The 12,788-nt window shown below is 64.7% G+C and carries 11 protein-coding genes; 6 read left to right on the top strand and 5 right to left on the bottom strand.

The window, feature by feature from the left end:
• The first annotated feature begins 3 nt into the window (after positions 1 to 3).
• Together ggt and ACGHJ7_RS03825 are read left to right on the top strand one after the other, a co-directional pair.
• Positions 4 to 1,773, top strand: a complete 1,770-nt coding sequence (gene ggt / locus ACGHJ7_RS03830; RefSeq protein WP_390474661.1) for a gamma-glutamyltransferase — start codon at positions 4 to 6, stop codon at positions 1,771 to 1,773.
• A 90-nt stretch (positions 1,774 to 1,863) separates the two neighbouring features.
• A complete protein-coding gene (locus ACGHJ7_RS03825) occupies positions 1,864 to 3,696 on the top strand; it encodes an AMP-dependent synthetase/ligase (RefSeq protein ID WP_390474660.1) in 1,833 nt (610 codons plus the stop codon).
• 7 nt (positions 3,697 to 3,703) lie between these two features.
• Here the strand turns inward: ACGHJ7_RS03825 and ACGHJ7_RS03820 are convergent, their stop codons facing one another.
• Together ACGHJ7_RS03820 and ACGHJ7_RS03815 are read right to left on the bottom strand one after the other, a co-directional pair.
• Positions 3,704 to 4,231, bottom strand: a complete 528-nt coding sequence (locus ACGHJ7_RS03820) for a hypothetical protein (protein WP_390474659.1) — start codon at positions 4,229 to 4,231, stop codon at positions 3,704 to 3,706.
• Positions 4,232 to 4,339: 108 nt separating this feature from the next.
• Positions 4,340 to 5,638: a hemolysin family protein gene (locus ACGHJ7_RS03815; RefSeq protein WP_390474658.1), complete on the bottom strand. Its 1,299-nt coding sequence runs from the start codon at positions 5,636 to 5,638 to the stop codon at positions 4,340 to 4,342.
• Between the two features lie 192 nt (positions 5,639 to 5,830).
• Here ACGHJ7_RS03815 and ACGHJ7_RS03810 point away from each other — a divergent pair, with 192 nt between their 5' ends.
• Positions 5,831 to 6,526 (top strand): OmpA family protein, encoded by a 696-nt coding sequence (locus ACGHJ7_RS03810; RefSeq protein ID WP_390474657.1) that lies wholly within the window; start codon positions 5,831 to 5,833, stop codon positions 6,524 to 6,526.
• A gap of 79 nt (positions 6,527 to 6,605) precedes the next feature.
• Here the strand turns inward: ACGHJ7_RS03810 and ACGHJ7_RS03805 are convergent, their stop codons facing one another.
• Complete coding sequence (locus ACGHJ7_RS03805) at positions 6,606 to 7,397, bottom strand: 3'(2'),5'-bisphosphate nucleotidase CysQ (RefSeq protein ID WP_390474656.1); 792 nt, start codon at positions 7,395 to 7,397, stop codon at positions 6,606 to 6,608.
• Between the two features lie 117 nt (positions 7,398 to 7,514).
• On the opposite strand from ACGHJ7_RS03805, the gene sucC reads away from it, so the two are divergent.
• From sucC to ACGHJ7_RS03790, 3 genes are all read left to right on the top strand, one after another.
• Complete coding sequence (gene sucC, locus ACGHJ7_RS03800; RefSeq protein WP_390474655.1) at positions 7,515 to 8,714, top strand: ADP-forming succinate--CoA ligase subunit beta; 1,200 nt, start codon at positions 7,515 to 7,517, stop codon at positions 8,712 to 8,714.
• Positions 8,715 to 8,906: 192 nt separating this feature from the next.
• Positions 8,907 to 9,653, top strand: a complete 747-nt coding sequence (locus tag ACGHJ7_RS03795; protein ID WP_390474654.1) for an electron transfer flavoprotein subunit beta/FixA family protein — start codon at positions 8,907 to 8,909, stop codon at positions 9,651 to 9,653.
• A 36-nt stretch (positions 9,654 to 9,689) separates the two neighbouring features.
• Positions 9,690 to 10,619, top strand: a complete 930-nt coding sequence (locus ACGHJ7_RS03790) for an electron transfer flavoprotein subunit alpha/FixB family protein (RefSeq protein WP_390474653.1) — start codon at positions 9,690 to 9,692, stop codon at positions 10,617 to 10,619.
• A gap of 112 nt (positions 10,620 to 10,731) precedes the next feature.
• Here ACGHJ7_RS03790 and ACGHJ7_RS03785 read toward each other — a convergent pair whose 3' ends face one another.
• Together ACGHJ7_RS03785 and ACGHJ7_RS03780 are read right to left on the bottom strand one after the other, a co-directional pair.
• Positions 10,732 to 11,406 (bottom strand): sigma factor, encoded by a 675-nt coding sequence (locus tag ACGHJ7_RS03785; RefSeq protein ID WP_390474652.1) that lies wholly within the window; start codon positions 11,404 to 11,406, stop codon positions 10,732 to 10,734.
• Positions 11,407 to 11,519: 113 nt separating this feature from the next.
• Positions 11,520 to 12,740 carry a DUF445 domain-containing protein gene (locus ACGHJ7_RS03780; RefSeq protein WP_390474651.1) on the bottom strand — a complete coding sequence of 407 codons (1,221 nt, stop codon included), beginning with the start codon at positions 12,738 to 12,740 and terminating at the stop codon, positions 11,520 to 11,522.
• Positions 12,741 to 12,788: the final 48 nt, after the last annotated feature.

Below are 12,788 nucleotides of genomic sequence, written 5' to 3'. Positions count from 1 at the left end.
GGCATGAAAGCACGCACCCTGCCCGCCGCCCTGGTTACAGCTCTCTCGCCGTTCGCGCTCAGCGCCTGCGCGGCAGGTTATGGCGAAGCATCTCCCGCGCCGCAGCCCCTCCCTCCGCAGCCGCAGGAGCAATCGGCGGCACCGGTTGCGAAGGGCGCCGTGGCGACCGCCGATTTCCGCGCAACCGCGGCCGGGGAGGAAATCCTCGCCGCTGGCGGCAGCGCGACCGATGCCGCGATTGCCATCATGCTGGCACTGACGGTGGTCGAGCCGCAAAGCTCCGGCATTGGCGGGGGCGGCTTCTTCGTGCGCGGCACGCCGGACGGCAACGTCGTGACCTATGACGGGCGCGAAAAAGCGCCGCTTGCCGCGACCCCCGACTGGTTCCTCGATGCAGAGGGCAACCCGCTTCCCGGGAAAGAGGCGACCATCAGCGGGCTGAGCGTGGGCGTACCGGGCAATGTCGCCTTGGCGAAGCTGGCCCATGAACGCCATGGGAAGCTGGAATGGGCGCGGCTGGTGGAACCGGCCATCCGGCTCGCCCGCGATGGCTTCGTCGTCAATCCGCGCCTCGTCACGGTGCTGGAAGGCCGCCTCGACCGGGCAGGCTACGATGCGAAGGCGCGCGCGACCTTCTTCGAACCCGACGGCACGCCCAAGGCGGTAGGAACGACGATCCGCCAGCCGGAACTGGCGGCGACGCTCACGAAACTGGCCGAGGAAGGGGCGGGCAGCTTCTACAGCGGCGATTTCGCAGCCGGGCTTGCCCGCCATGTCGCGGCGGACACCCCGCGGGCGCAGACGATGACGGCCAGCGACGTGGAACAGTACGAACCGGCCGTGCGCGATGCCGTATGCGGAAGCTATCGCGGATACCGGGTATGCGGCATGGGCCCGCCATCGTCGGGCGGGATTGCAGTGCTGCAGATGCTTGGCCAGCTGGAGCGGTTCGACCTTGCCAGCTTGGGCCCGCGGTCTGTCGAGGCATGGCACCTGTTCCTGGAATCGCAGCGGCTCGCCTATACCGACCGGGAGCTTTACACCGGCGACGCGGATTTCGTGGACGTCCCGGTGTCCGGGCTGGTCGATCCTGCCTATCTCGCCGGCCGCTCGCTGCTCCTCGACCCGAAGCGGCGGAGCGAGGATTTCGCACCCGGCACGCCCGAGGGCGCACCGCAGGCCCGCGCCGTGGGCGGCCATTATCCGGAAAGCGGCACGACGCATTTCGTCACCATCGGCCCCGACGGCACCATGGTCAGTTATACCTCGACCATCGAGGGCGCCTTCGGATCGGGCCTGATGTATCGCGGGTTCTATCTCAACAACGAGCTGACGGATTTCAGCTTCTCGCCCGAACGTGGCGGCGTGCCGGTCGCGAACCGTGTGGAAGGGGGCAAACGGCCGCGCAGTTCGATGTCGCCGACCGTGGTGTACGACCCTTCCGGCAAGCCCTTCCTGGCCGTCGGCGCCGCTGGCGGACCGACCATTCCGATCCAGACCGCGCGGGCCATTGTCGGAGTAATCGATTTCGGCCTGCCCCTGCGCGAGGCGCTGGCCCAGCCGATGATCATGGGCTTTGGCGACCGCGTGATCGTGGAGGACAATAGCTGGCTAGAAGAGGCGATGCCGCAGCTGGCGGCGCTGGGTCATACAAGGATCGAGACCAGCGATTTCCTCTACCGGACCAACGGGGCTCTGCGAACCGGCAATGGGTGGGAAGCGGTGTACGATCCGCGCCTCGATTCCGTCCTGCGCCTGTCGGGGGCGGAGTAGGCTGCGCTTGTCGCCCGACGGGCAGCAGCGTAGAGCCAGCGCGAACGCCGCGCAGACGGCGGACCTTTTTGGGATGCAGGAGCAGCAGGTTTGCAACTGAGTGATATCGAACAGGCGAGCAATCTCGTCGATCTCTTCCTCAAACGCGCCGACGAGAATGGCGACAAGCCGTTCCTTGGCAGGAAGACGGGCGGCGAGTGGAAGACCCAGAGCTGGCGCGAGGTCGCCGAGCAGGTCTGCGTCCTGGCCGAAAACCTGCGCCGTATCGGCCTTGCCGAGGGCGACCGTATCATGCTGGTGTCGGAAAACCGGCCCGAATGGTGCATCGCCGATCTCGCCATCATGGCGGCAGGCTGCATCACCGTGCCGGCCTACACCACGAATACCGAGCGCGATCATGTCCATATCCTGGACAATTCGGGCGCGAAGGCCGTCATCGTATCGAACGAGAAACTGTCGGCCCCGCTGATCCCCGCCATCTTCCGCACAGGGATTGCCGAACACATCATCCCGATCGACGGCGTGCGCTCCTACCAGGGCGGCAATCTGCATTGCCACGAATGGGCCGGACTGGTGGACGGCGACGCGCAGGCAGCCCGCGCTGCGGTCGAAGCGCGCCTTGCCGGCATCACACGCGAGACGACGGCGTGCATCATCTACACCAGCGGGACGGGCGGCGCGCCGCGCGGGGTCATGCAGCATCACGGCGCGATCCTGTGCAATGTCGTGGACGCGGCGGAAATCCTGATGCACGATTTCGGGCTGGAGGAAGACGAGCGCTTCCTGTCGTTCCTGCCGCTCAGCCATGCATACGAGCATTCCGGCGGGCAATTCCTGCCGATCGGCGTCGGCGCGCAGATCTATTACGCCGAAGGGCTGGAAAAGCTCGCGAGCAATATCGAGGAAACCAGGCCGACCATCATGGTCGTCGTCCCCCGCCTGTTCGAAGTCCTGCGCACGCGCATCATGAAGCAGGTGGCGAAGCAGGGCGGCGCTGCCAACTACATGATGGACCGCGCGCTGCAGATCGGGGAACGGCGCGCGGAAGGCCGGACCAAGCTGCTGGACAGGCCGATGGACTTCATCCTCGAGCGCACGCTGCGTCCGAAGATTCGCGATCGTTTCGGCGGCCGGATCAAGGCGATGGTATCAGGCGGCGCGCCGCTCAATCCCGATGTCGGCATCTTCTTCGATTCGATGGGGCTGACGATGCTGCAGGGCTATGGCCAGACCGAGAGCGGTCCGGTCATCAGCTGCAACCGCCCGGCTGCCGGGATCGCCATGGACACGGTCGGCCCGCCGATGAAAGGCGTTGAGGTGAAGATCGCCGAGGACGGCGAAATCCTCTGCCGCGGCGAGCTGGTGATGAAGGGATACTGGCAGAACGAGGCCGAAACGAAACGCACCCTCATCCCCGACCCCGCCGATCCCTCGGGCGAGCCATGGCTGCATACCGGCGATATCGGCCATATCGACGAGGCAGGCCGGATCAAGATCACCGACCGCAAGAAGGACATGATCGTCAACGACAAGGGCGATAATGTCGCACCGCAGAAGATCGAGGGCATGCTGACGCTGCAGCCGGAAATCGGGCAGGCCATGGTGAGCGGCGATCGCCGTCCCTACGTCGTCGGTCTGATCGTGCCCGACGCCGAGTGGCAGCTGGAATGGTGCCAGTCGGCGTCGGGCAAGCAATTCGATTGCAGCGCAGTGCAGGACCTGCCGGAGTTCAAGGCCGCGATCCGCGCAGCGGTCGACCGCGTGAACAAGGAACTGTCGGTCACCGAAAAGGTCCGCCAGTTCACCTTCGCTGACGAGCCGTTCGCCGTCGAGAACGAAGAAATGACCCCCAGCATGAAAATCCGCCGCCACAAGATACGCGAGCGGTATCAGGACCGGCTGGACGGATTGTATCGGAGTTAAGTGGGGCTCAAGCCGCTTCCGCTTCCACATATTCAGGATAGAAGCCGGGTTCCGTTTCCGACCAGCCCGGTGCTGTCGCGGCAGCTTCGCTGAGCGATTGCAGCAGCATCCGGCGGCGTTCCGGGCGAATGTGCGGCAGGGCCGCTGCGGCGACGAAGGCGCTCGGCAGCCATGGCCGGGCCTGCGCGCCGAGAAGGCGTTCGTAGAGGAAGCGGAAAGCGGAGAACCCGTCGATCCTTTCCTGCGACAGGTCGAAGGCCGCCATCCGGGTCAGAGTCCCGATGAAGCCGTCGATATGGTCCGCTTCGGGATCGGCAGGCATGTCTTCGCGCAGCCGCTTCAGCTCCTGATAGGCGACATATTGCCGCCGGATACCGGCATTCTCCGCTGCATCGCGCGCCCAGCTCTTGAACGCGTCGCACCGCCCGAGACCGACATCCAGGCTGCGGCGGATGTATCGCTGCTCTGCAGCAGTGAAGCTGGCAAATTCGCGCATTTCGGCAATGGCGAGAGAAGCGTTAGCAGTCTGCGGCATCGGTATATCCCCCTTGTCCGGGGACCGGTATCGCGCAGGATGGTTAACAGCCGGTAAGCATGTCCGACGATTCTGCCCTGACGGGTTAGCGTGGCGGATGAACGCCCGTCAGTCGGGCGTGCGGCTGACCAGCAATTTGTCGATCTTGCGCCCGTCCATGTCGACGATCTCGAACGTCCAGCCCTGCTCGCCGAAGCTTTCGCCTTCCTGCGGGAAATGCTTCAGCACCGCGAGCGCGAACCCTGCCACGGTCGCGAATTCACGCGATTCGTCGTATTCGATGCCGATCTTGTCCGCCAGCGCATCGGCCGCCATCGCGCCCGACACCAGCAGCGAGCCGTCGGCACGTTCGACGATTTCCGGGATGTCGCCCTGATCCACATCGCTGGCAAACTGCCCGACAATCGCGGTGAGGAGATCGACCGAGGTCACGATCCCGTCGAGATGCCCGTATTCGTCATGCACCATCGCCATCGCGATGTCCGCCTGCTGCAGCACGCGCAGCGCATCGAGCGCGTCGAGCTGGTCCGGCACGATTTCGGGCTTTTTCGAGAGGGCCTGCAAGTCGACCGGCAGCCCGGCAAGCTGCGCGGCCAGGACTTCGCGTACCTTGACGACGCCCAGAACCTTGTCCGGGGAGCCCTGCGCAATCGGCAGGAGCGAATGCGGGCTCTTGGCAATCTTGAGGGCGATGGCCGCCTCGTCGTCGTCGATGTCCAGCCAGTCCAGTTCGGTCCGCGGCGTCATCACCTCGCGCACGGGCCTTTCGGCCAGGCGGACGACGCCGGTCAGGATGGCGCTCTGTTCTTCCTCCAGCACACCCGTCTGGGTCGCGTCGGCAAACAGCATGTGCAGTTCTTCCGCCGTGACGCTCGCCTGCCCGCCGGGGCGGACGCCCAGCAAGCGAACGATGGCGGCGGACGAGGTATCAAGGACCCAGACGAAGGGCGCGGCGATAATGGCCAGCCAGCGCATGGGTCCGGCCATGGCGACGGCGATGGGCACTGCCAGCCTGAGCGCCAGTTGCTTGGGCACGAGTTCCCCGATGACCAGCGTGAAATAGGTCGTCAGCGCGATGACCAGCGCAAACCCGGCCTGGTCTGCGAGATCGGGCGGCAAGCCCAGTCCGACGAGCCGTTCGCCGACCGGGCCACCCAGGCTCGCACCCGAATACGCACCCGAGATGATGGCCACGAGGGTGATCCCGATCTGGACGGTCGAGAGAAACTTGCCGGGATTGCCCGCCAGTTCGATGGCCGTCTCGGCCCCGCGGCTTCCCTTGTCGGCCTTCGCCCGCAGTTTCGTGGGCTTGGCAGAGACGATAGCCAGTTCCGACATCGCGAAGATGCCGTTGAGCACAATCAGTCCCGCGATGATGAGCAGGTCGGTCCAGGGAAAGGGTGTCACAGTTCGCCCGCGCTAGCACAATTGTGCGGCCACGCCAGCCTGTCCGATACATGGCCCTGCCGTTCATCACGGGAACAGGAGACCGCGACCAAGGTTGGTATAGCGAGAAGCGCGCGGTGGGCGCGCACTATCGTGACGTGCGGGGACATGCCCGCCGGCCCTTCCGGGCCGAATTTTTGGGGAAAGACCATAATGAAGAAATCTCGTATTCTCGTCTCGGCGCTGGCCGCAACCTCGCTGATGGGCCTGTCGGCCTGCGTTACCGATCCCAACACCGGGGAACAGAAGATTTCCCGCACGGCGATCGGCTCCGTGCTGGGCGGTGCGGCTGGCTACCTGCTGGGCGACGTCATCGGCGGTTCGACCGCGCGTATCATCGGTGCCGGCATCGGCGGCAGCGCGGGCGCTGTTATCGGGAAGCAGTTCGACGACCAGATCAAGGAACTGGACGAGATGACCGAAGGCACGGGCGTCGACGTGACCGAGATCGGCGACCAGGAAGCGATCCTGGTGAACCTGCCTGACGGCGTTACCTTCGCAGTCGATTCGGCAACCATCACGCCCGCCTTCCAGGGAACGCTGGACGTGATCGCCAACAGCCTGATCAAATATCCCAACAGCCTGATCGACGTCTACGGCTTCACCGATTCGACCGGTTCGGATGCCTACAACCTCGAACTGTCGCAGCGCCGCGCGAATGCGGTTGCCGACTATCTCGCTGCTCGCGGCGTGGCCCGTGCCCGCATGGCGACGCAGGGCTACGGCGAAGATCCGCGTTACTTCAAGGACACGAACGACACGGCAGCCGGCCGCGCAGCGAACCGCCGCGTCGAAATCAAGATTACCCCGATCAGCCAGGCCGATGTGGCTCAGGCCCAGGGCAACTGATCAGCCTCGCGCTGATGCAAGAAAGAAGGGGCCTGCAGCGATGCGGGCCCCTTTTTCGTGAGCGCTGCGAATTCCCGGCCTAGTCCTTGGGACGGGCGGCCACGATCCGCGCACGGTCGGCGAGGTGGTCCACCGCCTGACGGTGAATGCCGGGGGCACTGACGAGCAGCCCGAAACTGCGCGGATCGCGCTTGTTATAGGCAAAGACCCTGCCGAACGCATCGCTGACCGCAGCCCCTGCCTCGCGGGCAATCAGGGTTGCCGCGCCGATGTCCCATTCGAACCCCCAGCGCAGCGTCGCGATCAGGTCCGCTTCGTCGGCAGCGACCATGGCGACACGCAGCGCGATGGAATTGGGCTTGTCGACCATTTCCATCAGCCGGTCTTCCTTCATCAGCGAATCGGCCGGGATGCGCGCGCCGGACAAATCCTCCCGCGTCGACGCCTTCAGCGTATGGCCGTTGCGGGTCGAGCCCTGTCCCGCCACCGCGATCCATTCTTCCCCCCGCGCCGGTGCGCTGAGCATGCCGATGAGCGGGCGTCCTTCGCTGACCAGGGCGACGGATACCGCCCACCCCTTGCGACCGCGGATGAAATCGCGCGTGCCGTCCACCGGGTCGACCAGCCAGATCAGCCGCTGTTGCTGGCGCTCGGGCGTATCGGTCGTTTCCTCGGACAGCCACCCGGCTGCCGGCAGCAACGCGCCCAGTTCGCGGCGCAGGAAGCGATCGACGGCGAGGTCCGCCTCGCAGACGGGATCGCCCGGCTTTTTCTCCCACGACTCCAGGTCATGGCCTGCACCGGGCCAGTGGGAATGGGCGATCGCGCCCGCTTCGCGGACGATCGCGGCAAAGCGTTCGTGGTCGATCATAATCTCTGGCGCTGCAATTGGACGCGCCGCAGGCACTTTTCAAGCTGGCTCATCCATGCAAAGGCCCCACAGCAAAGCCATCCTTCCCCTGACGAGAACAACAGGACACAGCGCCCCATGAACATCCATGAGTACCAAGCCAAGGAACTGCTCGCGAAATACGGCATCGCCGTTCCCACGGGACACGCCGCGATGACGGTCGAAGAAGCGGTCGAAGGCGCGAAGAAGCTTCCCGGGCCGCTCTATGTCGTGAAAGCGCAGATCCACGCAGGCGGCCGCGGCAAGGGCAAGTTCAAGGAACTGGGCCCCGACGCGAAGGGCGGCGTGCGTCTGTCGCAGAGCATCGACGATGTCGAAGCGAATGCGAAGGAAATGCTCGGCAATACGCTGGTCACCATCCAGACCGGTGACGAGGGCAAGCAGGTCAATCGCCTCTACGTGACAGACGGCGTCGACATCGAACACGAATACTACCTGTCGATGCTGGTCGATCGCGCCACCGGCCAGGTTGCCATGATCGCGTCGACCGAAGGCGGGATGGACATCGAGGACGTCGCGCACGAGACGCCCGAGAAGATCACGACCATCACCATCGACCCGGCGCAGGGCTTCATGCCCCATCACGGCCGCGCCGTCGCCTTCGCGCTCAAGCTGACGGGCGACACCAACAAGCAGTGCCAGAAGCTGGCGAAACAGCTCTACACCGCCTTCATGGACCTCGACATGGAAATGCTCGAGATCAATCCGCTGGTGGAAGACAAGGAAGGCAACCTCCTCGTCCTCGACACCAAGATGAGCTTCGACGGCAATGCGCTCTATCGCCACAAGGACGTGGAAGAGATGCGCGACGAGACCGAGGAAGACCCGGCCGAAGTCGAAGCGAGCGAATACGACCTCGCCTACATCAAGCTGGACGGCAATATCGGCTGCATGGTCAATGGCGCAGGCCTGGCCATGGCGACGATGGACATCATCAAGCTGAACGGCGCCTTCCCGGCGAACTTCCTCGACGTGGGCGGCGGCGCGACGACCGAGAAGGTCACCGCGGCGTTCAAGATCATCCTGAAGGACCCGGCGGTCGAGGGCATCCTCGTCAACATTTTCGGCGGCATCATGCGCTGCGACACGATTGCGGAAGGCATCGTCGTGGCGGCCAAGGAAGTCGAACTGGACGTGCCGCTGGTCGTCCGCCTCGAAGGCACCAATGTCGACCAGGGCAAGGACATCCTGAACAATTCCGGCCTGCCCATCGTTGCAGCCGACGACCTGGGCGATGCGGCGAAGAAAATCGTCGCGGAAGTCAAGCAGGCGGCCTGATTCGCCTGTCACGGGGCCAACCGCGCTGTCCGATGCGGCAACCTGCCGCTACGTCAGCGCGGTGCCTCCTGCCCTGCCCTTGACGTAAACGTAAATGGAACGCAAACGCTGTTCCATCATTCGATGAAGTAAGCGGCCGCCGATGCGGCCTGCCCCGTTTCGGGGCACCAATTTCGAGAGGAAGGAACCCACATGAAAATCCTCGTCCCCGTCAAGCGGGTGATCGACTACAACGTGAAGCCCCGTGTGAAGGCGGACGGCTCCGGCGTGGATCTTGCCAACGTCAAGATGAGCATGAACCCCTTCGACGAAATCGCCGTCGAGGAAGCCATCCGCCTGAAGGAAGCCGGCAAGGCAGAGGAAATCGTTGCCGTCTCCATCGGCCCGGCAAAGGCGCAGGAAACGCTGCGTACCGCGCTCGCCATGGGTGCGGACCGCGCAATCCTGGTCGAAACCGATGACGAGGTCGAACCGCTGGCGGTTGCCAAGATCCTGAAGGCGATTGCCGAGGAAGAGAACCCCGGCATCGTCATGCTGGGCAAGCAGTCGATTTCCGACGACAGCAACCAGACCGGCCAGATGCTGGCAGCGCTGATGGATCGCCCCCAGGGCACCTTCGCCAACACCGTCGAAGTCGACGGCGACAGCGTGACGGTGAAGCGCGAAGTCGATGGCGGACTGCAGACGGTCAAGCTGACCCTGCCGGCCATCGTCACCACCGACCTTCGCCTGAACGAGCCGCGCTACGCGTCGCTGCCCAACATCATGAAGGCGAAGAAGAAGCCGCTCGACACGAAGACGCCGGCCGATTTCGGTGTCGACACCGGGCTGCGCCTCACCACGACGAATGTATCCGAACCGCCCGTTCGCCAGGCTGGCGAGAAGGTCGAGGACGTCGACGCGCTGGTAGCCAAGATCAAGGCGCTCGGCATCGCGTAAGCGAGCCTCGAGCCCTCAAGGAAAAGGAAAACGGACATGAACACCCTGGTTCTGGTCGAACACGACAACAACTCGGTCAACGACGCCACGCTGGCCGTCGTGACCGCCGCTGCAAAGCTGGGCGACGTGACCGCACTGGTCGCAGGCTCCAACTGCGGCGGTGCTGCCGACGCTGCTGCGAAGATCGCTGGCGTATCGAAGGTGCTGAAAGCCGATGACGCCGCTTACGAGCACCAGCTGGCCGAAAACGTCGCCCCGCTGGCGGCCAAGATCATGGCGGATTACGACGCCTTTCTCGCGCCCGCCACGACCAACGGGAAGAACATCGCCCCGCGTGTCGCAGCCCATCTCGACGTGATGCAGGTGTCCGACATCCTGTCGGTCGAAGGCGAGAAGACCTTCACGCGTCCGATTTACGCCGGCAACGCCATCGCGACGGTGGAATCCAGCGATCCCAAGCTGGTCATCACCGTGCGCGGCACGGCCTTCGACAAGGCCGAAGCCGAAGGCGGCTCCGCCAGTGTCGAGGAGGTAACCGGGCCGGGCGATGCTGGTACGTCGAGCTTCGTGGGTGAGGAAATCGCCGAGAGCGACCGTCCCGAACTTACCAGCGCAAACGTCATCGTTTCGGGTGGCCGCGCGCTGAAGGATGCCGACACGTTCGAGGAAATCATCACCCCGCTGGCTGACAAGCTGGGCGCCGGCATCGGCGCCAGCCGTGCCGCCGTCGATGCGGGCTATGTCCCCAACGATTACCAGGTCGGCCAGACGGGCAAGATCGTGGCGCCGGAAGTCTACATCGCCATCGGTATCTCGGGTGCAATCCAGCACCTTGCCGGGATGAAGGATTCCAAGACCATCATCGCGATCAACAAGGACGAGGACGCTCCGATCTTCCAGGTCGCCGACATCGGCCTCGTCGCCGATCTCTACAAGGCCGTACCGGAACTCACCGGCAAGCTCTGAGGCCTGGCGCCTGTTTCGACAGGTGAACAATCAAGCCCCCGGATCGCGGTGTGCCAAGCCGGCACCTGCGCTCCGGGGGTTTTCCGTTCGGCAACCGCAAGACCTGTGGCAATCAGGCACTCGCCGTCGCAGCGTAGATGGCGAAGCAATGCCGCGCCACGCGCCTTCCAGCCTGACGCTGCCTCTCCCGCGCGGCGCGATTGCCCTGCCCGCCTTCCATCCAGTAACGCCATGCCCGGTCCCCATCGCGGCGCGTGATGCGCTTTTCGTCCGACGCCGCGCCGATCAGACCCCTTGCCCAACGTGACGCAAGGTGCGTTGACGCCCCTTCCTCCACCATTTGCTGCGCGGTTTCGTCAACGATCTCCAAAGCGCCGGCTGTGTCGGCCTCGTGGCCCCGGCCAAGGGCCACGGTGACAATCCCGGCATTGCGCGCACTGGTCCTCTGATCGAGCCGGACGCGGTGGCGAAGGGATTGCAGCTCTCCCCGCATAGCCCAGGTCGCGTGGGTCGCAAACGCGGCCTTTTGCGGGTCGTAACAGGAGATGGCGCGGTGGATACCGATGGCACAGGCCTGCGCTGCATCGTCCGCCATGTCGTCCAGACCATAGCGCCGTGTCAGGTAGCGAATCCGTGCGGACAGGGCTGTGAGGATGCGGCGGAATGCACGGTCGGCTTCACCCTGCATCCTGCGACGCGGTGGCGATCCCTCGTCCAGAAAACCGGACCGGAGACAGCGATAATGCTGCACCAGTTCTTCCAGCGTTTTCCTGCTTTCCTGCGCCACCGCGATGCTCCCCTTCCATGACAAGTGGAGCGTTGTGTGCCGCCTGCATGGCTAGCGAGTGCCGAAGGGCAGTATAGGTAATGGCGGCTAGGGAATTTTGCCGGGGCCGGGTTTCAGATCAGGATGTCGAGCGTGTGGATGGTCATGCCGACAAGGCCGCCCACGATGGTCCCGTTGATACGGATGAACTGGAGATCGCGACCGACCGCACCCTCCACCCGGTCGGTGACCGTGGTGGCATCCCACCGGCGGACGGTTTCCGACACCAGCTGCACGATCTGCGCGCCATAACGCGTCGCGACCCCGACACCGGTGCGGCGGGCGAAGCGGTTGACCTGCATCTGCAGGCGCTGGTCCTGCTGCAGCGCATTGCCCAGCTCTGCCAGCCCCTTGCGCATTTCATCGCCCAGTGCGCTCTCTGGATCGCGGGCCCGGCGGATCAGCGACAGGCGAATGCGTTCCCATACGCCCATCCACCATTCCGCGACCGCCGGGTTCTCGAGCATCTCGCGCTTCAGGTCCTCGACCCGCTCGCGTGTTTCCGCATCGTGCTGTAGATCGTGCGCCAGCTTCTCCATGCCTTCCTGGATTTTGCCGCGCAGTTCATGGTCGGGATCGACCAGAACCTCGGCCAGCAGGCGGTACAGCCCGTCGAGAACGGATGTCGCAATGCGTTCGTCCAGCCCGGTCCAGCGCAGGACCGAATTGGCCCGCTGGCTGATGATCTCGCGAACCGTTTCCTCATTGTCTTCCAGCGTCAGCCCGGTCCAGCGGATGACCCCGTCCATCAGCGGCAGGTGCCGCGAATCGGCAATAGCATTTTCCAGCATTCGCCCGACCAGCGGCGCGACATCGATCTTCGCAAATTGCGAGGCCAGCCCGCTGCGCACCTGCGTGCCGAGCCGGTTGGGATCGAGCGATTCGAGAACTTCGGCAAACAGTTCGGCCGCCCCGCCGGTGATGCGCGACCGCGTGCCGCCATCCGCCTCTGCCGCCGGGTCGACCAGGAAATCGCCCGCGGCACCGGCCACGTTCATGCCCTGCATCCGCCGCGCCACCACAGCGGGGGTCAGAAAATTGGTACGGAGGAAATCCGCCATCGTGTCGGCGATGCGGTCCTTGTTCTTGGGGATGATCGCGGTGTGCGGGATCGGCAGGCCCAGCGGATGCCGGAACAGGGCCGTCACCGCGAACCAGTCGGCCAGTCCGCCCACCATGGCCGCCTCGGCAAAGGCGTTCACGAACCCCCATGCCGGGTGCAGGTCCAGCACCTGTTTCGACGCGACGAAAATGCACGCCATCGCCAGCAGCATGAGCGTTGCGGTGATCCGCATCGCACGGGCAGCGTCGGGAGATACAGCAGTGTTGGCAGCCGCTGTGGG

The organism is Altererythrobacter sp. MTPC7, from assembly GCF_042851395.1.
In the GTDB taxonomy this organism is placed as follows: Bacteria; Pseudomonadota; Alphaproteobacteria; order Sphingomonadales; family Sphingomonadaceae; genus CAJXSN01.
This window is presented reverse-complemented; position numbering and strand designations above follow the sequence as displayed.